Genomic DNA, 24,135 nt, shown 5'->3' with positions numbered 1-24,135 from the left:
AACCGTCACCAAAAAAAATCTAAAAAAATTCAGGATCCTCTTGAAATAAGAACGTGTGTTCGGTAAAATGAAATTATGGAAACGATTGGATGAGGAGGGCGATGCATGTTCGAGGATTATTCCACTTTCGAGTCCTTCTGTCAGCATTTCGACTCCGAGCGAGCTTGCGCGGACGCGTTGTACGATGCCAGATGGCCGAATGGCTTCCGCTGCCCCGAATGCCGCCATACTCGAAGCTATGTCATTCGCACACGCAGACTCCCCCTTTTCGAATGCTGCTCCTGCCGCCACCAGACTTCGATAACCTGCGGTACGATCATGGAAGGCAGCTCTACCTCTTTGACGCGATGGTTTCAAGCCATCTATCTGCTTTCCCAGCCTGCAGGCATTAGCGCCACCCGTCTGTCCGAAATCATTCAGGTCACTTACAAAACCGCCTGGCTCATCGCGCACAAAATTCGTCATGCCATCAGTCAAGCCGACAATTGCGAGCCTCTCGAAGGAATCGTGCAGGTGGGACATGCCCATTACGGTTATTCCGGATATTCCGACGCTAAACAACCGCTTCTTGTCGGAGTTTCTTTTGATAAGCACGAGCAGATGCAATATATAAAAATGAAGCAGCCAAAGCCCGAGCACGTAAAAAACAGCACGTTCCGACTCATCGGCAAAGCGGGCTGCGATGAATTTGTAGACACTCACACCGATGGGCGGAACGTTACCGTTTCTAAGCCCTTCGACAAGCTGCATTCCAGCGTAAAACCGCTTGTGAGAGCTATGTCGGATTGGCTGAACGAGACTTTTCACGGTATTGGACCCAAGCATTTGCAAGCGTATTGGGATGAGTTCTGTTTCCGTCTGAACATGAAATGGAACAATGTCGCCAGTTTCGGTCGGTTGCTTTCATTTTCCGCATCGACTCCCGTGATCATTTATAAGGATTTGATTCGAGAGAAGCCCGTTCTTGCCGTTCCATGGCTTGTCTGGGGGACCAAAGGAAAGTGGAAAGGGAGTTATCTTAGTCTCTGGCATGCATAGTTGCTGATCCGTTCAATTCCTGTCGATCTCCGATTCGAGCGGTGCTTTCGTGTTGCCATTCTCACCTGCCCGATTTTTAATCCACTGGAGCGTCCATCCCTATCACATGATTAATTCCTCTCCCCCCATTCCTGAACAAATGGGATAATGGTACAAATTTTCAAATCGAACTCGAAAATGATGGAGGTCTTCTGGTTCCGCACCCCTCGAATGGAGATTGTTGTACAAAAAAAATCCCGCATGCAATAAATCTGCAAGCGGGACTCCAATGAGCCTTAAGCTTCTAATTCGCGGGGCTCCCGAGTCTCGAGAGTTTCCCAGCTATCCGTATTCAAAAGGTCAAGCTGGGTTTCCACGAGAGCGCGGAACCGAGCGCGGTAGATGGCAGCCTGTTTTTTAAGCTCCTCCACCTCAAGAGCGACTTTGCGCGATTTGGACAGAGACTCGTTAATGATGCGGTCCGCATTCTTTTCCGCTTCCTTAACGATAAGCTGGGCTTCCTTCTTCGCATTGTTCTTAAGCTCATCGGCAGCTTCTTGAGCGACGATAATCGTCTTGCTCAAAGTCTCCTCGATATTCGTGAAGTGACCTAGCTTCTCTTGAATGACAAGCAGCTGGTTCTGCAAGTCTTTGTTTTCGCGGATCATCGCTTCATAATCCTTAATAATTTGATCCAGAAATTCATTTACTTCGTCTTCATCGTATCCGCGCAGACGACGGCCGAACTCCTTGTTATGAATGTCCAATGGCGAGAGTGGCATTGGTTAACCTCCTGTGCGTTTCGTTTTCCGCAAGCTTACTCCATGTCTCAATTCGACGAACTCCGCGGAAATCCTTCCGCAAGCTTACACAAATTTACCGATTCTCACGCGGATTCTGCCACTCTTCGACATTCCTTCCACTTCGATCACCTTAAAGCGGCCGAATCCTTTCATGGAGACGACATCGCCTGCCCGAAGAGATGCGGAAGGATCTTCCTCCGACTTCCAATTAACCCGGCATCGCCCAGCTTTGATCGGGGCCAAAATCTTCGCTCGGCTTAACCGAAAGACGTCACTTGCAATGCCGTCCAACCGCAGCGACGCTACGGACAATGTGCTTTCTTGAAGCTCCGTCTCGCTCTCCCGCAATTCTTCAAGAGGGAGCAGCGATACCGTCACATCGACGCGATGCGCTTGCTTCATATGACCGATTAGGAAATCGGCGATTTCTTCGGCGATCAGCGCATCGCAGCCGTCTTCGTGAACATGCAAATCTCCGATTTTATCCCGTTTGATTCCGAGGCCAAGCAGCGCTCCCAAATAATCGCCATGATCCAATTCGGCGATCTTCTTGTCGTCGGAAGATATTCGAAGAACGGCAATTCCCATCTCCTCGTCTTCCAACGGTTTATAGTCGGGAGCGATAATCGCGCGTTTGCGCTCCGCGGCGGAACCGCCCCCATCCAGTCGAACAGCCGCATCGGGATGCCGGTTCGCCAATGTAAACAAAATAAACGCCTGACGCGGATCGAGAAAATCGGTCCGCCGCGTCTCATGACGTTCGGCGGCCCGTTCGACCCATTCCCAGGCGCGGTCCACGAATGATTTTTCATCCGGATGGAAGTGCTCGTAAATTTCGCGATGAGACATATGTTGCCGTTCCTCTCTAATCGATGAAGAAATCGAATACGGCCACTAGCCCGGAAGCTACGAACTTCAAGGCGATCAGCGCAACGATCGGCGAAATGTCCAGCATTCCTCCAATAGGAGGAATTAATCGTCTGAACGGCTTTAAGTATGGCTCCACCGCTTTGCCGAGAAATTCCCCAACGAAGCTCTCACGAACGCTGGGAAGCCACGACATCAGGACATAAATCAAAATCATGTAGAAGTAAATGCTCTCAATCAGATAGATAAAACTTGCGATGTCTGCCAAGCTGTTATTCACCTCGTTTTCGGGTAATCAGCGTCCTCCGCCATCATTTCCGTAATCGTACCCGACACTTCGACAGAGTCCGGCGTGCAGAGGAAAATATCCGGCCCTACTTTGGAAATGTGACCTCCGAGCGCATAAACGGTACCGCTAAGAAAATCAACTATCCGTATCGCTTGCTCGCGCCGAATTCGTTGCAAGTTAACGACAACCGAACGCCTGGATTTAAGCTGATCCGCAATTTCCTGGGCCTCGTCGTAAGTGCGCGGTTCGGTCAAGACGACTCGGGCGCTCTTCTGCGAATGGATACTGACCACATTGCTCTTCGTTCCGTTTTTACGCATTTCGAACGGAGAAGTTTCATTTTCTTGTTCTTCTTGAGCTTCAGGACGTTCGCGCTCGTGCACTTCCTCTTCTTGAAGACCCAAATAGTTCAGAAACTTGTTCATCACGCCCATTCAAATCCCTCCTAAGGGCACTCGGCCATCGTGTCCTCTATATTTTATTGCCCTACCAGCACGGTTCCCAAACGAACCCAAGTCGCCCCTTCTTCTACCGCGACCTCGAAATCGTTCGACATCCCCATCGACAGCTCCGTAAGCGGTCGATCCCGGAAAATTCCGTCGTTCAGCTTGTCCCGAAGCTCCCTCAACCCGCGGAAAACGTATCTTGTCGCTTCCGGGTCGGTCTCGTGAGGAGCCATCGTCATCAAGCCAATCGGCTTGACTAACGGATAGGCAGCAAGACCTTCAGCGAATGGAACGACCTCTTCCGGCGTTAACCCATGCTTCGAATCCTCGCCGGACACGTTAACTTGAATAAAGCAAGGAACTTCTATGCCCAGCAGCGCGGCTTTTTGCTGAACCGCTTCAGCCAGCGAAAGCCGATCTAGCGAATGGATAACAGCAAATCGGCCCACAACGTCTTTCGCTTTCTTCGATTGCAGCGAACCGATAAAATGAAAGGCGGCTTGTCCATTCAAAGCTTCCCATTTGTCTTTCGAATCCGGCCAGCGATTTTCCCCTAGATGGCGGATTCCCGCCTCAACGGCCCCTTGAGCCGTCTCTACGGAGACATACTTCGTGACGGCGATAACATTCACGTCCTCGCGCCGTCTTCCGCTCCGCAGGCAAGCGTCTTGCAGCCGTTTTTCCACGTCCGCCAGACGTTCCGTCAGCGTTGTCACGCAGCCTTTCACCTCTATTTCCTGCCTAGCCAGCTCATCATCCGCCCGGTATGCCCTTTTTCCGCTCGATGGGAAAAAAACAAATCCGTCCGGCAACCGGTACACCACTTTGATATTTCGATGCGGCTCGGCAAAATTCCTGCTTTTATCATAAGATGCCTGTTCATTTGTTTCAAGTCAATACGCGCCCGACCGCCCGATTCTCCATAAAGTACGTCATTTGCTCCCGCTTCAGCCGCGAGAGGACGAATATGGCTCAGAACCGCCTCGTCCACTTCATAGCAGCATTCGCCGATCGAAGGCCCGATCGCGGCGTACAATTGCGCCGGCTCGACGCCGAATGTTTCCTGAAGTCGTCGAACAGTATGAGCCGCGATGTCGGCGACCGTCCCTTTCCAGCCAGCATGAGCCAATCCGAGAGCGCCGGTCGTCGGATCGTAAAAATATAAAGGAACGCAATCCGCGAAATACATGGCAAGCAAAACGTTGGATTCGTTCGTAATCAGCGCATCGGCTTCCGGAATCGCGGACTCGCGGCTTTCTCTTCCGCGCCCGACGTCTCCTGATTGCACGTGATGTACACGAACGCCGTGCACCTGCTCGGCGCAAGTCCAAGAGGAAAAATCCCAGCCCAGACTATCCGCGACATCCAGTCGGCTTCGAACGACATCAAGCGGGTTATCGCCGACATGAAGCGCGGTGTTGGCGGCATGTCTGGTCGTAAAGCCGGCCGTGACGCCTTCGAAATCGGGCCCGCTCCAAGACTCCAGTACCAACAAGGGCGAAAGATCGCTTCCGTCCGCCGGTTGAAACGGTTCCATAAGTTCACACCTTTCGTCCCCTCAGTTTACCACAGCGGAGCTCCGAACCGAAAGACCGCCGGAGCTTCCTGTTAACGGCCGGCGGAAGTTGCCTCTCCTTCTTCATTACGGTAAGCTCTCGCATCGTCCAGACGCACGAGAACGACATCCGCTCCGATTTTTACGATATTTCTCCAAGGGATTACGACGTCCGTCCCTCCGCCGAACATTCCAAAAAATCTTGCCGAAGTCGGGACTACGATAGAATCGATACGGCCTTGCCGCAAATCCAGCTCCAGATCGCTTATTTGCCCCAATTTTTTTCCATCTACAATATTGATGACGTCCTTTGTTTGGAAATCGGATATTTTCACTTCGTCCACTCCCCCGCTAACGCCTAATTCAAATATATGAACGAGTCCGTAAAAATGTCCTGAAAAGGAGAAGCTTTCCGAAAACGAAAAAAGCGCCGCCGGACGTAGCGTCCGGGCGGCGTATGCGCAAATCCTTGCATGCTGCGGCAAAAGCTTAAGTCTTGACGTGCTTTTGCATTTGCTGAATGGCCGATTTTTCGAGCCTGGAAACCTGCGCTTGCGAGATGCCGATTTCGTCGGCCACTTCCATCTGCGTCTTGCCTTCGAAAAACCGCATCGACAGAATCATTTTTTCGCGGTCGTTAAGCTTTCTCATCGCCTCGCGAAGAGCGATTTCCTCGATCCATTGAATATCCTTGTTCCGATCGTCGCTAATCTGATCCATCACGTAGATCGGATCTCCGCCGTCGTGATAAATCGGCTCGAACAGCGATACCGGGTCCTGAATCGCATCGAGTGCGAACACGATATCTTCCTTGGGAACGTTAAGCACTTCCGAAATTTCCAGTATCGTCGGCTCGCGCGAATGCTGATTCGTCAGTTGATCCCGGATTTGCAGCGCTTTGTACGCAATGTCGCGCAAGCTCCGAGAGACGCGAATCGGATTGTTGTCGCGCAGGTACCGGCGAATTTCCCCGATAATCATGGGCACTGCGTAAGTCGAAAATCTGACATTCTGACCGAGATCGAAATTATCGATCGCCTTCATAAGGCCAATACAACCGACCTGGAACAGGTCGTCCACAAATTCGCCGCGGTTATTGAACCGCTGAATGACGCTCAGCACAAGCCTCAAATTGCCGTTGACCAGTTTTTCTCGTGCTTCCAATTCGCCACGAGTTTGCAGAGCGAGAAACAATTCCCTCATTTCGGCATTGGTGAGGACAGGCAGCTTAGAGGTGTCCACTCCACAAATCTCCACTTTGTTGCGGGTCAAGGCAGTTTCCTCCCGGGGAGCAGCGTTAATGTAAAGTATCTCCTGAGAGGGGGTTTTTATTCCATCGGAAAGCTTTTACGGAGCAATCGTCACACCATCTTGTTGAACTCCTTGCGCAGACGTTTGATAATGCGCTTCTCCAGCCGCGAAATATAAGACTGCGATATGCCGAGCAGATCGGCAACGTCTTTTTGCGTTTTTTCTTCGCCGTCAGCAAGCCCGAAGCGAAGCTCCATGATCGTGCGCTCGCGGTCGCTCAGCTTATCCAAAGCTTTGTGAAGCAGCTTTCTGTCCACTTGCTCCTCGATATTGCGGTAAATCGTATCGTTCTCGGTTCCGAGCACGTCCGATAGCAGCAGCTCGTTGCCGTCCCAATCGATGTTAAGCGGTTCGTCGAAGGAAACTTCCGTGCGGGTTTTGCTGTTGCGCCGCAAATACATGAGAATTTCGTTCTCGATGCACCTTGAGGCGTAAGTGGCAAGCTTAATCTTTTTCTCGGGGTCAAACGTATTGACGGCTTTGATCAGTCCGATCGCTCCGATGGAGACGAGATCTTCAATATGAATGCCTGTGTTTTCGAATTTGCGCGCGATATAAACGACGAGCCGAAGATTCCGTTCAATAAGCATGGCTCGGATGGCCGCATCACCCGTCGACAGCCTCTCCAGCAAATACTCCTCTTCTTCCCTGGACAACGGCGGAGGCAGCGCTTCGCTCCCTCCGATGTAATACACTTCCTCGCTCTTCCACCCTAACCAGAACAGCAGGCGATAGAGCGATAATTGGGTCATCAGCTTCCATTTCACGAGCATTAATGCAAACCTCCTGTCACGCAGGCTGGGATGGGGCCGGCGACGGTTCGCCGGATAGAGCAAAATCGGGATGCAGAATAGCGCGGTACGTTCCGTCCGAAGACAGCGTTCCTCCATCCAAACCAATCAGAACGCGCGTTACTCGGCTGGGGGGCTCTCCCTCCCGCGCGAGCTCGATCATATCCGGCTTTATCGCAAGCATCATGCGGGTGTTGCCATTCACTGCCCGATAAGGAACGAGGCGCAGCCGATGGCCCATGCGAACGGTTCGGTGGGCTTGTCGTTCATTTCCGCGATAAGCCGATCCGCCGACTCTCCCTTGAGCCTCTCTCCCCAGCCCTCGGGAAGCAGCTCCTTCCATACCGATGCTTCCATGATCATGACCGGAATACGTGTCAACGGATCGTACAAACGGTTGCCCGTATCCAGCAGAGCGCGAACGGTCCATGCCTCGTCGTCCACTCGGACGCTCACGTCCCACAGCAGCGTAGCCAAAGTCTCGCGCTTGCTGCGGCTTTCTCCGGTTTTGCGAAAGAGCCAGACCGACATTGCGATAGAGCAGACCAGCATCGCGAGCTGCATGGCTTTCCAATTGAGCAGCAATCCGCCATCCGAAGTAAACGACATTCCCTCCCATGGGCTTCTGGACGATCGGAATAAAAACGAGAGACCGACGACTCCGCCGAGCGTCGCGAAATTGACGGTATAAAACGCTCCGAAATGACGCGCCATTCGAAGCGGGCCTCCATATCCGAAAGCGAGCAGCACCATTAGCAGAGAAACGGCCACCTTGGCAGCGAACGAATACAGATAGGGGACGTCCGCCAGGAACATGGCGGCGGCATACGCACCTCCCACAACGGCCGACCCAAATAACCGAAGCTTGGAGGGCCGCAGTCGCAATACTTTCGCCGTCGTTAATAAAACCGTTCCGTCAATCGCCAGGTTGTTGAAAAACACGATATCCACATAGACGACCAACTCTACACCTCCACCCTTTACCGGCCTTGCAAGCCGCCGACGGCGCCAGGCCGGGATGGATGAACCCAGTATAATCGCTTTTATATTCGGAGTCTGTCTAATCGTGCCGCCCTTGCCGCGGTTTTTTTGTCGAGCGGCGCGGGCTTTTTTTGTTCGCTGTGCAAAGAATAACCGCATTTTATTCTATCAATTGGCAATACCGCTACCGATAATAATAAGTAGGAGAGTGATACTATGAATCTAATGAAGAAGGCCAAATGGATGGCATCCATCGGGTTTGCGGCGGCGTTCATTGCCCTCGCAGGGGGAACCGCTTACGCCGCGAACGATACGGCCGGCACGCTGGAGGAATTGCAGTCGAAGGTGGACACGGCCATGCATGAGAGGCCGGCCACTTATTCTGTCGACTATTCAGGGAGCGGGCTGACGAGCGCGGCTATATCCTCCTTGATTCAAGAGGTGTTCGAGGCCGACGATTATTTGCACTACAGCACAAAAACGTACTCTTTTAGCGCCAGCGGAACAAGCGGTGCAACAACCGTTAAATTCAACTTCACTTATTGGGAGTCAAAGGCGCAGGCAGACTACGTAAAGAATACGGTGCAGCAAACCTTGAACACGATATTGACCGAAGGCATGAACGATTTTCAGAAGCAAAAAGCGATACACGATTGGATTGAGCTTAACTTAGCCTACGATACGACGAAAAAACAGCATTCCGCTTACGCGGGCCTTACATCCCCTTACAAAACGGTTTGTCAAGGCTACGCGCTTTTAGCCTTCCGCATGCTTACCGATGCGGGCATCGAGAACCGGATCGTCGAAGGAAAAGCCGGAGGAGAGCTGCATACGTGGAATCTCGTCAAGCTTGACGGCAAATGGTACCATTTCGACACGACTTGGGACGATCCGCTTCCAGACGTGACGGGGCGCGTCATCTACGATTATTACAATTTGACGGATGACCAAATCTCTCAGGACCATACGTGGGAACGCGCCGACTATCCGGCTGCGAACAGCGAATTCGACCAAACGTTAACGGCCAAAATAGCCGACGACCCGTCGAACGCTTCGATTTACCAAGGCATCTACGACGCATTGGGCTTTGAATATTCGAAAGCGGAGCTTACCGCCTCGAATCAAGCCGAGCTGTCGGCATTCGTTCAGCAAGCGATCCAAAATCAAGAGGAAGGCATAAAAATCAGATACACGAACAAGGCTGCCTTGGCCGCCGACGTTACTGCCGTCATGAAGGGAACGAGCAACATCACTTCCTATTCCTATTCATACAGCAGTTATACAAGAACAACCTCTTCGACAGACATCGTGCTTAATCTCAAATTCACTTACAACATTCCGATCCCCGTTCAATCCGTAGCGTTATCGAAAAATGCGCTCGATTTGAAAATCGGTGGCACCGGACCGCTTATTTCATCGACGTTGCTCGCTACCGTCGCCCCGGCCAACGCCAGCACCAAATCGGTGACATGGAGCAGCAGCGATACTTCTGTAGCTACCGTTGCCGGAGGCGTCGTCAAAGCGATTGGCCCCGGTACCGCAACGATAACGGCTACGACGGTTGATGGAGGCAAAACGGCAACGGCGACCGTAACGGTTAAAAAAGGAGTAACGGGAGTAACGTTGAGTGCGAAATCGTTAACCGTAAAAGCGGGTGGTCCGGATCAAACGCTCGTCGCTAACGTGCTGCCTGTCGACGCCTCGGACAAAATCGTTACCTGGACTAGCAGCAATACGTCAATCGCCACGGTTGACGCCGACGGCATCGTTCACGCCGTCGCTCCCGGCACCGCAACGATAACTGCGACTACGAAAGACGGAGCCAAAACGTCGAAAACGACGGTCACCGTTCCGATTAACGTATCCGGCGTTTCGCTGGACAAATCCGATCTCACGCTTGCCGTCGGCAGCAAGGGCGTAACTGTTAAAGCGACAATCGCACCTTTGAAAGCTGCGGACAAATCTATCATCTGGACGAGCAGCGACACCTCGATCGCTACCGTGTCGAAGACGGGGCTTGTCTCTCCCGTAGCGGAAGGCTCGGCTACCGTAACGGCTGCTACATACGATGGCGGGTTCAAGGCAACCGTCAACGTCAAAGTGATTATTGCGGTCACTAAGGTTACGCTCGATAAGAGCAAGCTAACCGTCAAAGTCGGCTATCCGGACGAAAAGCTCACGGCTTCAATTAACCCGGGCGACGCTTCGGACAAAGATGTTACGTGGACTAGCAGCAACACATCGGTCGCTACCGTAGACGCAGATGGCAACGTTCATGCGATCGCTCCAGGCACCGCGACCGTAACCGCAACATCGAAGCAGGATTCGAAGAAGTTTGCGAAAGCTACCGTCACGGTTCCCGTGAACGTATCCGGCATCACCTTGAACACAAGCTCGGCTACGCTCTCCGTCGGCAAAAAAACGCTTGCTCTAAAATCGACGATCGCACCCGCCAAAGCGACCGTAAAAACGGTTAAGTGGACAAGCAGCGACGCTTCCGTTGCTTCTGTCAGCTCTACGGGAATCGTCACCCCGTTGAAGGAAGGCAGCGCGACCATAACCGCGACGACAGATGACGGGAGCTTTACGGCTTCCGCCGCCATAACCGTCATCGTAGCCGTGGATTCGGTCAAAGTCGGGACGTCGGCCGTTACTTTGACTATTGGCGATAGCTATTCCGCCCAGACGGTCTCAATCAATCCCGGATATGCGACGGTAACGGCGGTAACCTACACGAGCAGTAATCTCGCTGTGGTCACCGTGGATGCCGACGGCCGTCTTGAAGCGGTCTCGCCCGGTACGGCAACCATTACGGTCAAATCGGTTCAAGATGGTTCAAAGACCGCCAAATACACCGTAAAAGTGTTACCGAAGGCATCTGGAGTAAAATTGAGCGTTACGACGTTAAAAATCAAATCGGGCGGCAAAGCTGTCGTCTTGAAAGCTGTTATTGCGCCAACCAATACCGCATTGAAAACAGTCCAATGGACTAGCAGCGACGACAGCGTCGCGACCGTAGACGATAAAGGAGCCGTTACCCCTGTCGGAGCGGGAACGGCAACGATTACGGTTACTACCGATGACGGGGGCTTTATAGCGACCTGTACCGTGACTGTCACTTAACGGAACGACAAAAAAGGGATGAGCAGAAATTTCTGCCATCCCTTTTTACATGGGCTAACGATCGCTTATCCGACCTGAGACAAATCACGACTGGTCAACGGAAACGGAAGAGATTGATGCTTCGATAAATCGCGAACGCTGTCCAGCTTCTCCTGAGAGATCTGAAGGAAGGCATCGACGATTGCGGGACTGAATTGCGTGCCGCTGTTTTTCTGCAGCTCTAGAATCGCCTCCTCGTGGGTGCAGGCGGCCCGGTACGGACGATCCGACGTCATGGCGTCATACGTATCGCACACGGAAAAAATACGGGCAGCCAACGGAATCTGCTCACCTTGAAGGCCGTTCGGATACCCATGCCCGTCCCACCTCTCGTGGTGATAGCCGACGACATCCAAGGATGGCCCAAGAAATTCAATCGATCGAAGCATCTGGACGCCTTGCGATACATGCCCTTTCATGACGACCCATTCTTCCTCCGTAAGCGGTCCGTTCTTCAGCAAAATCGCATCGGGTATGCCGATTTTGCCGACATCGTGCAGAAGCGCTCCGCGAATAAGCCACTCCATCCGCTCTTCGTCAAGCCCCAGCTGCTTACCCAGCATCCAGGCATACGCGGTAACTCGCTGTGAATGCCCCCGCGTCTCGTTGTCCCGGCTGTCAAGGGCGCTGCTGAGAGCCTGAAGCGATTCGTCGTATGTCCTGCGAATTCGTTCTACCATTTCGCTTAACTCGCGATTTTGACTATCGATCGTACGCGACGAGCGGATAAACAGCTGCCTCAGTGCAAAAAACAAAACAAGCATTCCCGCCAGCGAAAGAAGCGCAAGCAGGGCGATCAAGCCGAGGCTGTCCGACTTTCGATCCGATATATCGCGTAAAGCTTCCAATGCGCCAACCGTTCGGCCCTCCGAATCTTGAATCGGTATCCACAAGTGAAGAATGCCCCGCTGATCGGAAGCGCTTCTTTGCCCGTCTTCAATCGCTTTTTTGAATGGCAGTCTATCCCCTTGCGTCAGTTGCCCGTTCAACCGACTGTCATCGTAGCTGAACAGGACGCGTCCGAACAGGTCGTAAATAACGACATCTTGAATGTTGTACAAGTCGAAGTGCATTCGAATGATCGACTCCAACTGATTGTGAGGAAGATTGCCTTCATCTGTTGCGGGCGAAGCTTCTTCGTGGTTATGTCCCTCCGTTGCATCGCGGTTGAACGGCGCTTCCTGGCTGACAGACGCATCGGTGAACAACCGCTGAAGCTGCGGAAGAACGGCAAAATGCTTGTCGACGGCGCTTTGCGTAACCGCACCCGTCTCATCGACGATCTGTCTTGTAACGAGGAGGTACGCGGACAGCGTCAATATGACGCCGAACATTACGAGGAATGCTGCTAGCCTAAACGTAAAAGAACGATAGGGCTGGACATGGGCACACCTCCCAGACTGGAATCGTTTTCACCTTTATTCGACAACAGCGAGAAAATCCCCTTTAAGATCGGCTAAATAATCACATCGGGGTATGCTGCCATTGAGGCGCTGCTCAAACATCCGTTCCGACTCTAGGATGAGTTGTCTCCAACGATTGATCGTCTCCCCGACTTCAACGTTTGTATTTACTCCATAAAAATAGGCAGCCAGCGGCTACCTGAAAAGTGACGCTATTCTATGCTGTTTATTGCTTTTTGAATTCTTTCTCCATATTTCGTTTCGGTCAACTTTGGAGTTGCAGTTGTTAAATTAGCATTGCTGTAATAAAGAACTAAATAACTACTTGTCTGATAAACGATTGGGGCATGAGAACTGAGAATCTGTTGATGTTCTTGAAAATGTTTATTTCCAAGCTCTCGCTTTTCTTTCGATCCAAAGTCATAAACACGTATGATTTCATTGTTATCGAAATTATAACTAAGAGACTTGATCCCATCGAGTTCAACTTCCATTGATGACTCCATTTGAGTGATATTGATTCCTTCAGACTTAATTGCTTCAATTACTGAAGAATACTTCTTTTGAGATGAACATGCACTCAACAAGAATAGGCTTAAAAGCGTTACGAATATGAACTTTCTCATAAAGCCCCTCCAAATATTTGGTTTAGGTTCCATCTTTTTTTAACATACCCAATAGAAAAGGCGTCCACAGCAGAAGCAAATCTGCAGAAGGACACCCCTCAAATGCGATATGATGCGAATATTAACGATCGTTTCTCGGACGGTTGCGCAGAAACGCAGGAATGTCCAGCTGGTCGCTCGACAGGTTCTGGCTTCCGAACGGACGCAAGTTGCCGGCCGAACGAACTTCAGAAGCCGCCTCCGGATTCGGACTCGCGGTCGTAGCCGGGGCTGCCGGAGCGGCCGGGCGTCTCGAAGTCGTCTTGTGCTCGAACCCGGTTGCGATAACCGTCACTTTGATCTCTTCTTTCAAATCGTCGTCGATGATGGCGCCGAAAATCATGTTTACTTCCGGATCGCAAGCGGCGATAACGATTTCCGCAGCCTCGTTCACTTCGTAGAGCGAAAGATTAGAGCCTCCGGTAATGTTCATAATGACGCCGCGAGCTCCGTCAATCGACGTCTCCAACAGTGGGCTGTGGATCGCTTTGCGCGCCGCGTCGGAAGCGCGGTTCTCGCCGGTAGCCATCCCGATTCCCATAAGAGCGGATCCCCGCTCCGTCATAATCGTCTTGACGTCCGCGAAGTCCAAGTTGATAAGTCCGGGAACCGCGATCAAGTCGGAAATACCTTGCACCGCTTCGCGAAGAACGTTGTCAGCGATGCGAAACGCTTCGAGCATCGGCGTCTTCTTGTCAACGATTTCGAGCAAGCGATCGTTCGGAATGACGATCAGCGTGTCGACCTTTTCCTTCAGCGCTTCTATGCCGATCTCGGCTTGCGAGAAACGCTTGCGGCCTTCGAACGTGAACGGACGAGTAACGACACCGACCGTCAGCGCTCCGCTTTCCTTGGCAAGCTCCGCGATAACGGGCGCTGCGCCCGTACCGGTACCGCCGCCCATGCCGGCGGTGACGAATACCATATCCGAGCCTTTAAGCGCATTGGTAATAAATTCGCGGGACTCTTCGGCAGCTTTCTTGCCGACATCCGGGTTGGCGCCTGCGCCGAGACCGCGCGTCAGCTTGTCGCCGATTTGCAGCTTTTGCTCCGATTTCGTCAGCTGCAAAGCTTGAGCATCCGTATTAACCGTAATGAACTCGACGTTCTTGACGCCGTTCTCGATCATTCGATTTACCGCATTGCTGCCGCCGCCGCCGACACCGATGACTTTGATTTTCGCGAGCGGTTCCATTTCCATATCAAACTCTAACATATAACCAAACTCCTCCTCGCTTCGCTTGAATCTTCCATAAGCGGCGGCTTATATGAACTCTTTGAACATGTTCTTGAACCATTCGACGATTCCCGGCTTCGAAGCTCCGCCGCCAGAGGCGGCCTTCGTCTTAGGCGCCCGCTTGGCCGCAACGGCTCCTCGGGTACGGACATACTTCGTCACGTACTGAATCATGCCTACGCCGCTGCTGAAGGACGGATCCCTCACGCCTATATAATCCGGCACCGCGATTCTTACGTTCGATTCCAGCTCCGACTGGGCAAGCGGGAGCACGCTCGGCATGGACACCGATCCGCCCGTCAGCACGTAGCCGTTGATTTTTTCATGATAGCCGAGACGTTTCACTTCCTGACGGATCATCTGGAAGATCTCCTGCATGCGCGGCTCAATGATGTTCGCCAGATCAAGCTGGGAAAATTCCTTCTCCACATTGCTGCCGACCCGCATTACCTTGAATTTCTGGTCGTCCGCCGCATCGTCGATCCGAGCGCAGCCGTACTTCAGCTTGATCTTCTCGGCATGCTCCGTCTGCGTCTTGAGGCCATAGCAAATGTCGCTCGTCACATAATCGCCGCCGATCGGCAGCGTGGACACCGCCGCGAGACTGCCGCCTTCGAACACGGCGATCGTCGTCGAGCCTGCTCCGATATCCGCAAGGACGGTCCCCATCTGCTTCTCGTCCTTGGTGAGCGCCATCATGCCGGATGCAAGAGACATCAACACAATGCCCGAAATACGCAGGCCGGCTTTCTCGACGCAACGCATTAAATTATGTACGGCGGCTTTCGTGCCGGTAATGATAGTGCATTCGACTTCGAGCCGAACGCCGATCATGCCGCGCGGATCTTGAATGTCCGCCAGCCCGTCCACCAGAAATTGCTTTGGCAAAAGCCCGATAATTTCCCGCTCCGGAGGCAGCGCGACGACGCGCGCGGCTTGAAGAACACGCTCAATGTCTTCCTCGCCGATTTCCCTGTCCTCGTTGGAAACGGCTACGACTCCATGATTCGTTTGCAGGGCGATATGATTGCCGGCAATGCCGACGTATACTTCGCCTATGCTGATACCGACCATACGCTCGGCGTGGTCGATGGCGCTTCGGATAGACTGCACGGTTTGATCAATATCTACGATGGCGCCCTTGCGAATTCCTTCGGAATCCGCGGAACCGACGCCAATGATGTTAATGGCCCCGTTGCTGACTTCCCCTATGATCACCCGGATCTTCGACGTTCCGATATCCAGGCTGACGATGAGGTCATTGCTGCTCAACCGGTGGCACCTCCCGTAAATCGATGAAAATGGCTGCGATATGGGATTGCTTCCTCTACATATTCCACGTCCACGAGGTTTTCCCTCTTTTTCAACAAAATTTTTGGTCATTCGTCAATAGCGCGGGCAGCGCTCATTCCAGCTTCCCTAATAAGCCCATAAATGAAATTCTAGCATTCTTTTGCCAGGTTGAGTAGTGTCCATTTCCTTAACGCAAAAAAGAATGCTATAGGCCGTCTTGTCGGCTCGATCAAGGATTGGCGGAATCCGCCCCGTCCTGGTCGGCGTTTTGTGCCGAATACGGAAAATAGGTGTCGGCTTCGAGCAGAACGATGCGTCCAGGCTCGCGGTTTTCCACGATATCGCTCAGAAAAATAATTTTTTCGGACAGCTTGCCTACAGTCGTTACAACCTCGAAGCGAGATCGGGTATACAGCTTGATCCGGTCGGGATAAGATTTGGAAGGATCGGGCTTGATTTCGGATAAATCCGTCAGCAAGTGATCCGGAAGCTGGCTCAGTGTCTGGCACAGCGCCTGAAAGTTCGCGTCCCCCGTCTTCCATCCGGTTAGAATAGGCTTATCGGGAAGCGCTCCCTGCTTCGAAGGGAGGACGAGGCCGTTGGCAAGCACCGCTTGCACCTTGCCGTCCGCTCCGAGCTCTGTCGCCACCTCTTCGAATTCTTGCAGCTTCACGGTAAGCTTGCCTGGAAAATGCTTGACGATCGAAGCCTCCTTAACCGGCTTCAGAGAACGCACTCTGGTCTCCAGCTTGCCGGAGGACGGAACGAAGAACGAATCGCCGACGTTGACAGCCAGCGCGGCTTTCACTTCCTCGGCCGTCAAATACGAAGCGCCCTCCACGTTAATGACCTGAATTTTGGCCAAGGAGGAGCGAAAAAAACAAAAAAACGAGAATGATGGCCAAGAGAGCGATCACGATCGCCAGCAGCTTTCGGCCTCGCTTTTTTCCCTTGGCGGGGAGCTCCGCTTGCTTGAGCGCCGGAATCCTCTCGTTCATTCGTCAGTTCCCCTCCATTCTCCAAAATGCAACCATATGCCGATCCCGCTAGCGGACTTGTCCCAATCGCTTACAAAAAACGTCCCCGCTGCGGGAGACGGCCTGCTGGGCGGGATGCGTTACCTTTGACCCTGTAGCTTAAGGCTCTCGTTCGTTACGCGCACGATATCGCCGTTCAACTTGCTGAACATCGCCTCGATCCGATCGTAGCCGCGATCGATGTGATGAACTTGCTCGACGACCGTACGGCCATGCGCCGCGAGTCCGGCGATGACAAGCGCGGCTCCCGCGCGCAAATCGGTCGCTTCCACCGATGTGCCGTATAGCTGCGGCACGCCGCGGATAAAGGCGTGATTGAGATCGACTCTGATGTCCGCTCCCATGCGGCACAATTCGTCGACATGCTTGAAGCGGCCTTCGAATATCGTTTCCTTCATAACGCTTACGCCGTCCGACAGGGCAAGCAAGGTCATCACTTGAGCTTGGAGATCGGTCGGAAAAGCGGGGTAAGGAGACGTAACGACGCGATCGACGGCTTTGAGCCGCCCCGATGCGCCGACCTTCATTATACCATCGCCGACGTCGATTTGAACACCGGCGCGCCTCAGCACGTGGATTAGCGACGTCAGATGAGCGGGATGCGCTCCTTCCAGCGTCACGTCCCCTCGGGTCGCAGCGGCTGCTACCATGACGGTTCCCGACACGATACGGTCGGGAATAATCTCAAAGACGCAGCCTTCGAGCCGGTCGACGCCGTCTATGAAAATCGTGTCTGTACCGCCCCCCGGACTTTGGCGCCAAGCTCGTTCAAAAACCGCTGCAAATCCTGGATTTCCGGCTCGCGGGCGGCGCCGACGATTGTCGTGCGCCCTTTGGCCAGAACGGCAGCCATCATTATATTCTCGGTCGCGCCTACGCTGGGAAAATCCAGAATAATTTCGGCGCCGGTCAGCCTCTTGGCCTTGCATACAATTCGGCTGCCCTTCTCTTCGATGTCCGCGCCAAGGGCGGCAAGCCCCGCAAATGCAAATCGATTTTTCGTTCGCCAATCGCGCAGCCTCCGGGCTGGTAGAGCTGCACCTCGCCGAATCTGGCGAGAAGCGGGCCCATCAAAAAGACGGAGGAACGCATTTGACGCATCAAAGGCTCGGGAATATGCGACGAAGCGATATTCGCGCCGTCCAGGAGCACCGTCTGTTCCTCGTGCTCCGCCCGGCAGCCCAAGTTGCGCAATATATCGAGCATTACGTCGATGTCCAGCAGCTGCGGTACGTTGAGGAGCTTCACGGATCCTTCGGCAAGCAGACTTGCGGCCAAAATCGGCAAAGCGGCGTTTTTGGCTCCGTGGATGCGAATGGTGCCCGAAAGCGGCTTTCCGCCTTCAATCACCAGTTTGTCCAAGGGGTTCACCTCTTCCTTATCGCTCACCCATCAAGAGAACCTCCGGCACCAGATCAATTCCGAAGCGGTCTGCGATGGCGCCCTGTACCCGTTGGATGAGCTTTAGAACGTCCTCGGCCGTCGCTCCGCCATGGTTAACGATAAAGTTGGCGTGCAGCAAGGAAACCTCGGCCCCGCCTTCGCGAGCCCCCTTGAGCCCGGCCGCTTCGATCAGCCTTGCGGCATGATCGTTCGGCGGGTTGCGGAATACGCTGCCCGCACAAGCCATCTGCAGCGGCTGCGTGCGCAGCCTGCGATCCTTGTAGGAAGCCATCGCCGCGGCGATTTCCTTGCGGTCTCCCGGCGCAAGCTCAAGCACGGCCCTCGTCACAATTCCCCGTCGTTCCTGAAGTACGGAATGCCGGTACGAGAATGCCATCTCTTCCTTGCCGAGAGTCGCCATGCTCCCGTCTTCCCAGACGATATCGGCCGACTTGAAAACACGTGATACGTCCGAACCGTGCGCACCGGCGTTCATATAGACGGCACCGCCCACCGTGCCGGGAATTCCTCCCGCGAACTCCAGCCCGGTCAGCCCTTCCTTGCCGGACATAACCGATAGCTTGATGAACGAATACGACGCGCCCGCTTGCGCCGCGTTTCCTTCGAAGCGAAGCCCCCCGAAGCCGTCACCAAGCTTGATAACGGCGCCGCGAACCCCTTTGTCGGAGACGAGCGTATTGGACCCCCTGCCGAGCATGGTCCACGGAACTCCCCGGCTATGAAGGACAGCCAGCGCAGCAGCGAGCTGTTCCTCGTCATCGGGAATGATCAGCACGTCCGCAGGCCCGCCGATTTTCCAGGTCGTATGATTGGCGAGCGGTTCGTTCGTCCACACGCGCCCTACCCCGGCGTGTTCCAGCTCCGCGGTCAATTGCTGCATGAAAGTTTCCTCCTTGGCGTGCCCGAATCCGGGTCGCCGCGCCGAAATCGGCCCTCGTCGACAGAACGGGACGATTTCAATCGCGGCGCCGAAATCGGCCCGCTGTGCAATTACAGGAATGTCAGCCGTTCCGTGAAGAAACGGCAGCCTTCATCCGGCGCGTGTGTCGCTGTCGGTCTCGCCGGCGCGAGAACAAGTTCGGCAGTCACGATCACGCTGTATCTTATGTCAGGCTGCAAGGGGGTGTGACAAATGCCCATTGCCCATCCCTCAGCCGCATCGCCCGATGAAGAGCATTCCGTTCGAATTTATCGTTGCTGCCGGGTAACCCGGCGGATTTGCTCGTATATGGCGGCCGCCGCTTCCGGCATGCCGAGGGACCGCGACGCTTTGGACATCGCCGCGCGCCGATCGGAATCCCCCATAATGGCGGAAATCCGTTCGAAAAGCGCGTCGCCGGTCAGCTCGCGCTCCAGAATCATTTCGCCCGCGCCCGCGTCGGCGACGCTTCGGGCGTTCGGCTCCTGATGGTTGTTCGTTACGTTCGGCGACGGCACCAATATCGAAGGGACGCCGATCGCCGTTATTTCCGCGACCAGCGAAGCGCCGGCGCGGCTCACGACCAGCGAGGCCGCCGCCAATACTTCCGGCATGTTGTGCAAATAAGGCAGTACATGAATTCGGCTTTGCGAAGAAGACGCCAGTCCTTCGATTCGCGCCTTGGTCTCTTCATAGAACCGTTCTCCCGTGACGATTACGACATGTACGTCCGGCAATGCAGAGAGCGCGGGCGACATTCGGACAGCCGCCTCGTTCAGCGCTTTGGCCCCGCCGCTTCCGCCGACGACGACGACGAACGGCGTCTCGGGAGCCAGTCCGAGCGAAGCAAAGCCTTGCTTGCGGTCCGCTCGAAGAACGGCCGACGCGCACGGATTTCCGGCATGAACGACGTCCGGGCATTTGGCGAAATGCGGCTTCGATTCCGCAAAGCTGACGGCCACGCCTTTCACATAGCGGCTCAAAAAATGATTGGTAAGGCCGGGTACGACATTCTGCTCGTGAATGACCGTCGGAATGCCGAGCTTCGCCGCCGCGTAGACGACGGGACCGCACACATATCCTCCGGTGCCGACGACGACGTCCGGCTTGAATTTTTTCAGCAGCGCCTTCGAACGCCGCACCCCTTGCCAAAACCGCATTACTGTCCGTACGTTCTCGAACGACAGCGATCTCCTAAAGCCGGTAATGTGGATCGCTTCGAAAGGGATGCCTTGCTGCGGAACGATTCGGCTCTCCAGCCCCCTCAGAGCTCCGATGTACAGGAAGGACGAATCCGGCTCCCGTTCCTTAATATCGCGGCCAATGGCCAGCGCAGGATAAATATGACCTCCGGTGCCTCCACCGGTCAACACGACACGCATGAACGTCACCTCGCATGACGGGATAAATTAAGTAAAATGCCAAGCGCCGTCAGCAGCAGCGTCAGCGACGAGCCTCCGTAGCTGACGAGCGGCAGCGTGATTCCCGTTACCGGCATCATGCCGATTACGACTCCGATATTGATAAGCACCTGAACCGCGAAAATGCCGACGATCCCCGATGCGAGCAAGCTGCCGAACGGATCCGTAATCGTAATGGCCGTGCGCATGCCTCGCCAAATAAGAAGCAGGAACAGCGCGAGAAGCAGCGCTCCGCCGATAAAGCCGAGCTCTTCGGCCAGGATGGAAAAAATAAAATCCGTCTGCGGCTCGGGCAAATAATTGTATTTTTGACGGCTCATACCGAGACCGAGACCGACGAGTCCGCCGGGTCCGATCGCGTACAGCGATTGAATCGACTGGTAGCCCGCTCCTAGCGGGTCTTGCCACGGATCGAGAAAGGCCGTTATTCTGAGCAGACGATAAGGCGCCGCCGCAATGAGCGCTCCGAACCCGGCGGCGCCGACGAGGGCGAGCCCGCCGAGGTGGGACAGCTTTGCGCCGGCCACGTAAATGACGAGCAAAGCGGCGCCGATCATGACGGCTCCGGTACCCAGATCCGGTTGAAGCATAATGAGGCCGAATGCCGTTCCCAGAATGCCGAGCGGCGGAAGCAGCCCTCTCGCGAACGACGGCATGAGCTGCTGCCGTTCCGACAAAAGCCTGGCTAAAAACAAAATCATCGCAAGCTTCATAAATTCCGAAGGCTGGATGCCGAACGAACCGATTCCGAGCCAGCTTCGCGCTCCCCCTCTTACATTCCCGATACCGGGAACGAGCACGAGCAGCAGCAGGCCGAAGCAGACGAGCAGAGCCGGCAAGGCCCATTTGCGCAGCATATGGTAATCGACGTTCATCGTGACGAACATCGCAACGACCCCCAGCGCGGCGAAAATAAGCTGTCGCTTCACATAGTAATAGGGATCCCCGTAATCGTGAAAAGCGGCCACGGCGCTCGCGCTGTATACCATGACGACCCCGATCGCGAGAATGCCGAGCGTAGCGGCGATCATCCAAATATCGGGAATGGTGCGGGTTTTGTTCATGAATCGGACACCTCGGACTCGCAGAAGTAGGGACAAGCCCCCTTCTACAACGTATGCGCCGATTGCTTAAACATGCGGCCTCGCACTTCGTAGGACGGGAACATGTCCCAGCTCGCGCAGGCCGGTGACAGAAGGACGGTGTCCCCGGTTCGGCCATGCCCGCGGCTTCTTCCACGGCCCGGCGCAGCGTCGCTTCGGCGTCACCTTCAGGTTCGACCGTTTTGATCGCCGTTAAACCGGCCGCTTCCGCCACCTTGCGAATCTTTTCCCGGGTTTCCCCGAGCACGACGATTCCCTTAAGCCTGTCGCGAAATACCGGTAGCAGTTCCATATAGTCCGAGCCTCTGTCAAGACCGCCCGCGATCAGAATGAGCGGAGCGGGCAGCGACAATATCGACATCGTCGACGCCATCGGGTTAGTCGCTTTGGAATCGTTGTAATAGCCTACCTCGCGAATCTGCCCGACGTATTCCAGCCGATGCTCCACGCCGCGGAACCGGCGAAGCGGCTCCGCGAGCGACGACGGCTCGGCTCCGGCCGACAAGGCGATCGCGACGGCAGCAAGCGCGTTGGCGGTGTTATGCCGCCCCGGTATGCCAAGCTCCGATACGGGCAGCAAGCGCTTCGCGTCCTCGCCGTCCCCTTGACGATGAACGATCCATCTCGGTTCGTCGGTCTCGTCGCCCTCCGGCTTGACCGAAGGATACGGCGGCTCAACGAACACCCCCGCCGCCAGCCGCTTCGTGAGCGAGAAGGGAAACTTCCTTCCCGACATCGTCTCCGACAGACGCAGGCACGTTTCGTCATCCGCGTTGTAAATCGCAACATCCGCAGCCGACTGGTTCTCGAACAGCTTCGACTTCGATACGACGTAATCCTCCATCGTCCCGTGATAATCGAGATGAGTTTCCGCCACGTTGAGCAGACAAGCGACGCGCGGCCGGAAGTCTACAGTCCCTTTCAATTGAAAGCTGCTCAGCTCCGCCACAAGCCATCCCGTCCCGGAAATTTCCTGAGCGGCTTCGCACAGCGGCCGTCCGATGTTGCCGGCTACGATCGGCGACAAACCGGCCGCTTCGAGCAGCACCCCCGTCAGAGTCGTCGTCGTGGTTTTGCCGTTGGAGCCGGTGATGCCGATAATCGGCGCAGGTGATATGCGGCCCGCAACCTCCACCTCGGTCACTACTTCGACTCCTAATCTCTCCGCCTGAACGACCGGGTCCGCAGAGTAGGGAATTCCCGGATTTTTAACAAGCAGCGCCGTCTCCCTCGTAACGAGATCCGCCGGATGTCCTCCGCACACAACAGAAATGCCCAAAGCCTCGAGCTCCGAAGCTTCGGGACATTGCTCCCGCGGTTTTTGATCGTTGACGGTTACAATGGCCCCCGCGCCTTGGAACAGCTTCGCGGCCGCCGCGCCGCTTCGGGCCAGCCCAAGAACGACGACCCGGCGTCCTCGGTATTGCTGCAATTCCTTCATTTCTCGATAGCCCCTTTACGTCATCAGCTCAATCGGTACAGGAACAGCCCGACGCCCGCAAGCACGAGACCGGCTGCCCAAAAAGTCGTTACGACGCGCCATTCGGACCATCCGGACAGCTCGAAGTGGTGATGAATGGGACTCATTTTGAATACCCGTTTGCCCCTCGTCTTAAACGATGCTACCTGAATAATGACCGACAGCATCTCGAACACGAACACGCCGCCGATAACGACCAGCAGCAGCTCCGTCTTCGTCAGAATCGATACCGCGGCGATGCCGCCGCCTAGTCCGAGCGATCCGCTGTCGCCCATGAACACTTTGGCCGGATGCTTGTTGTAGACTAGAAAGCCGAGCACGGCTCCGACGACAGCCGCGGAAAATACGGCCGAATGGGATTCCGTCGCTTCCACCGCGATCAGAGCGAAAGCTCCGAACGCCAGGGCGCTTGTCCCGGCCAAAAGACCGTCCAGCCCGTCCGTGAAATTGACGGAATTGCTCGAAGCGAAGAAGATCACGATGACGAGCAAGTAATAGCCCCACTTCAAATCGACCGACCAATCCGTTCCCGGAACGCCGATCGCGGTGCTATGATCCATGGAATATAGAATAACGCAAAAAATGACGGCGAACAAAAGCTGTCCGAACAGCTTCTGCTTGGCGGTCAGGCCAAGCGAGCGCTTGAATGCGATCTTGATGTAATCGTCAAGAAAACCGACCAATCCGAAACCGAGACAAGCGACGAGCAAAGCCCAGAAGGCCGGGCTGTCGTGATCGGCGAACTTGAGATAGGAAAGAGTCAGCGCTAGCAAGATGATGACTCCGCCCATCGTCGGCGTCCCTTGTTTTTTCAAATGGGACTGCGGACCGTCCTCCCTTACTTGCTGGCCGAATTTCATGCGACGCAAAATCGGGATGAATAAAGGCCCGAACAAGACCGCCAGCACGAAGGAAACACCCAAGGTCCACAGGATCGATGTATAGTCCATA

The 24,135-nt window shown here is 54.6% G+C and carries 23 protein-coding genes and 2 pseudogenes; 2 read left to right on the top strand and 23 right to left on the bottom strand.

The features are described from left to right. Positions 1-105 precede the first annotated feature (105 nt). Positions 106-1,038, top strand: coding sequence for a transposase (locus D3H35_RS06600; RefSeq protein WP_119148318.1), 933 nt, complete (start codon positions 106-108; stop codon positions 1,036-1,038). Positions 1,039-1,313: 275 nt separating this feature from the next. On the opposite strand, the gene D3H35_RS06595 is transcribed toward D3H35_RS06600, so the two are convergent. The 11 genes from D3H35_RS06595 to D3H35_RS06545 all read right to left on the bottom strand — a co-directional run bounded on the left by D3H35_RS06595 (position 1,314) and on the right by D3H35_RS06545 (position 8,042). Continuing rightward, positions 1,314-1,799 (bottom strand): DivIVA domain-containing protein, encoded by a 486-nt coding sequence (locus tag D3H35_RS06595; RefSeq protein ID WP_119148317.1) that lies wholly within the window; start codon positions 1,797-1,799, stop codon positions 1,314-1,316. Positions 1,800-1,883: 84 nt separating this feature from the next. Then, positions 1,884-2,669 carry a YlmH family RNA-binding protein gene (locus D3H35_RS06590; RefSeq protein WP_119148316.1) on the bottom strand — a complete coding sequence of 262 codons (786 nt, stop codon included), beginning with the start codon at positions 2,667-2,669 and terminating at the stop codon, positions 1,884-1,886. A 16-nt stretch (positions 2,670-2,685) separates the two neighbouring features. After that, on the bottom strand, positions 2,686-2,955 hold the full coding sequence (locus tag D3H35_RS06585; RefSeq protein WP_119148523.1) for a YggT family protein: 270 nt from the start codon (positions 2,953-2,955) through the stop codon (positions 2,686-2,688). 8 nt (positions 2,956-2,963) lie between these two features. Further along, a complete protein-coding gene (locus D3H35_RS06580) occupies positions 2,964-3,410 on the bottom strand; it encodes a cell division protein SepF (RefSeq protein WP_119148315.1) in 447 nt (148 codons plus the stop codon). Positions 3,411-3,454: 44 nt separating this feature from the next. Further along, complete coding sequence (locus D3H35_RS06575) at positions 3,455-4,138, bottom strand: YggS family pyridoxal phosphate-dependent enzyme (protein ID WP_233567790.1); 684 nt, start codon at positions 4,136-4,138, stop codon at positions 3,455-3,457. Positions 4,139-4,152: 14 nt separating this feature from the next. Continuing rightward, on the bottom strand, positions 4,153-4,959 hold the full coding sequence (gene pgeF / locus D3H35_RS06570) for a peptidoglycan editing factor PgeF (protein ID WP_119148314.1): 807 nt from the start codon (positions 4,957-4,959) through the stop codon (positions 4,153-4,155). A 71-nt stretch (positions 4,960-5,030) separates the two neighbouring features. Continuing rightward, on the bottom strand, positions 5,031-5,312 hold the full coding sequence (locus D3H35_RS06565) for a YlmC/YmxH family sporulation protein (RefSeq protein WP_119148521.1): 282 nt from the start codon (positions 5,310-5,312) through the stop codon (positions 5,031-5,033). A 154-nt stretch (positions 5,313-5,466) separates the two neighbouring features. Beyond that, positions 5,467-6,249: an RNA polymerase sporulation sigma factor SigG gene (gene sigG / locus D3H35_RS06560; protein WP_119148313.1), complete on the bottom strand. Its 783-nt coding sequence runs from the start codon at positions 6,247-6,249 to the stop codon at positions 5,467-5,469. An 89-nt stretch (positions 6,250-6,338) separates the two neighbouring features. Then, on the bottom strand, positions 6,339-7,061 hold the full coding sequence (sigE, locus tag D3H35_RS06555; protein ID WP_119148312.1) for an RNA polymerase sporulation sigma factor SigE: 723 nt from the start codon (positions 7,059-7,061) through the stop codon (positions 6,339-6,341). A gap of 16 nt (positions 7,062-7,077) precedes the next feature. Continuing rightward, positions 7,078-7,320, bottom strand: a complete 243-nt coding sequence (locus tag D3H35_RS33420; RefSeq protein WP_158593978.1) for a sigma-E processing peptidase SpoIIGA — start codon at positions 7,318-7,320, stop codon at positions 7,078-7,080. Next, positions 7,281-8,042, bottom strand: coding sequence for a sigma-E processing peptidase SpoIIGA (locus D3H35_RS06545; RefSeq protein ID WP_158593977.1), 762 nt, complete (start codon positions 8,040-8,042; stop codon positions 7,281-7,283). The genes D3H35_RS33420 and D3H35_RS06545 overlap by 40 nt, the downstream gene beginning before the upstream one ends. A 234-nt stretch (positions 8,043-8,276) precedes the next feature. Here D3H35_RS06545 and D3H35_RS06540 point away from each other — a divergent pair, with 234 nt between their 5' ends. Beyond that, the gene (locus D3H35_RS06540) at positions 8,277-11,183 is read left to right on the top strand and encodes an Ig-like domain-containing protein (protein ID WP_119148309.1); all 2,907 of its coding nucleotides are present in this window, start codon (positions 8,277-8,279) and stop codon (positions 11,181-11,183) included. A gap of 65 nt (positions 11,184-11,248) precedes the next feature. Here the strand turns inward: D3H35_RS06540 and D3H35_RS06535 are convergent, their stop codons facing one another. From D3H35_RS06535 to mraY, 12 genes and pseudogenes are all read right to left on the bottom strand, one after another. Next, positions 11,249-12,556: an HD-GYP domain-containing protein gene (locus D3H35_RS06535; RefSeq protein WP_119148308.1), complete on the bottom strand. Its 1,308-nt coding sequence runs from the start codon at positions 12,554-12,556 to the stop codon at positions 11,249-11,251. Positions 12,557-12,837: 281 nt separating this feature from the next. Beyond that, complete coding sequence (locus D3H35_RS06530; RefSeq protein ID WP_119148307.1) at positions 12,838-13,251, bottom strand: hypothetical protein; 414 nt, start codon at positions 13,249-13,251, stop codon at positions 12,838-12,840. Positions 13,252-13,372: 121 nt separating this feature from the next. Next, positions 13,373-14,506, bottom strand: coding sequence for a cell division protein FtsZ (gene ftsZ, locus D3H35_RS06525; protein WP_119148306.1), 1,134 nt, complete (start codon positions 14,504-14,506; stop codon positions 13,373-13,375). 48 nt (positions 14,507-14,554) lie between these two features. Beyond that, positions 14,555-15,799, bottom strand: coding sequence for a cell division protein FtsA (gene ftsA, locus D3H35_RS06520; RefSeq protein WP_119148305.1), 1,245 nt, complete (start codon positions 15,797-15,799; stop codon positions 14,555-14,557). A gap of 250 nt (positions 15,800-16,049) precedes the next feature. Next, positions 16,050-16,643 (bottom strand): cell division protein FtsQ/DivIB, encoded by a 594-nt coding sequence (locus tag D3H35_RS06515; RefSeq protein WP_158593976.1) that lies wholly within the window; start codon positions 16,641-16,643, stop codon positions 16,050-16,052. Between the two features lie 19 nt (positions 16,644-16,662). Continuing rightward, entirely contained in the window at positions 16,663-16,818 is a 156-nt protein-coding gene (locus D3H35_RS30610) for a hypothetical protein (RefSeq protein ID WP_158593975.1), read from the bottom strand. Positions 16,819-16,937: 119 nt separating this feature from the next. Continuing rightward, a pseudogene (gene murA, locus D3H35_RS06510) lies at positions 16,938-18,219 on the bottom strand (UDP-N-acetylglucosamine 1-carboxyvinyltransferase). Positions 18,220-18,235: 16 nt separating this feature from the next. Beyond that, the gene (murB, locus tag D3H35_RS06505) at positions 18,236-19,141 is read right to left on the bottom strand and encodes a UDP-N-acetylmuramate dehydrogenase (RefSeq protein WP_119147276.1); all 906 of its coding nucleotides are present in this window, start codon (positions 19,139-19,141) and stop codon (positions 18,236-18,238) included. A gap of 308 nt (positions 19,142-19,449) precedes the next feature. Then, positions 19,450-20,562, bottom strand: coding sequence for an undecaprenyldiphospho-muramoylpentapeptide beta-N-acetylglucosaminyltransferase (gene murG, locus D3H35_RS06500; protein WP_119147277.1), 1,113 nt, complete (start codon positions 20,560-20,562; stop codon positions 19,450-19,452). A 5-nt stretch (positions 20,563-20,567) separates the two neighbouring features. Further along, positions 20,568-21,665: a stage V sporulation protein E gene (gene spoVE, locus D3H35_RS06495; RefSeq protein WP_119148303.1), complete on the bottom strand. Its 1,098-nt coding sequence runs from the start codon at positions 21,663-21,665 to the stop codon at positions 20,568-20,570. A gap of 44 nt (positions 21,666-21,709) precedes the next feature. Continuing rightward, a pseudogene (gene murD, locus D3H35_RS06490) lies at positions 21,710-23,145 on the bottom strand (UDP-N-acetylmuramoyl-L-alanine--D-glutamate ligase). A 23-nt stretch (positions 23,146-23,168) separates the two neighbouring features. Further along, the gene (gene mraY, locus D3H35_RS06485; RefSeq protein WP_119148302.1) at positions 23,169-24,134 is read right to left on the bottom strand and encodes a phospho-N-acetylmuramoyl-pentapeptide-transferase; all 966 of its coding nucleotides are present in this window, start codon (positions 24,132-24,134) and stop codon (positions 23,169-23,171) included. Position 24,135 lies beyond the last annotated feature (1 nt).

Source organism: Cohnella faecalis, from assembly GCF_003570905.1.
Lineage (GTDB): Bacteria > Bacillota > Bacilli > Paenibacillales > Paenibacillaceae > Cohnella > Cohnella faecalis.
Note: the sequence above shows the minus strand (reverse complement) of the source record. Positions and strands in the feature narration are given on the sequence as shown.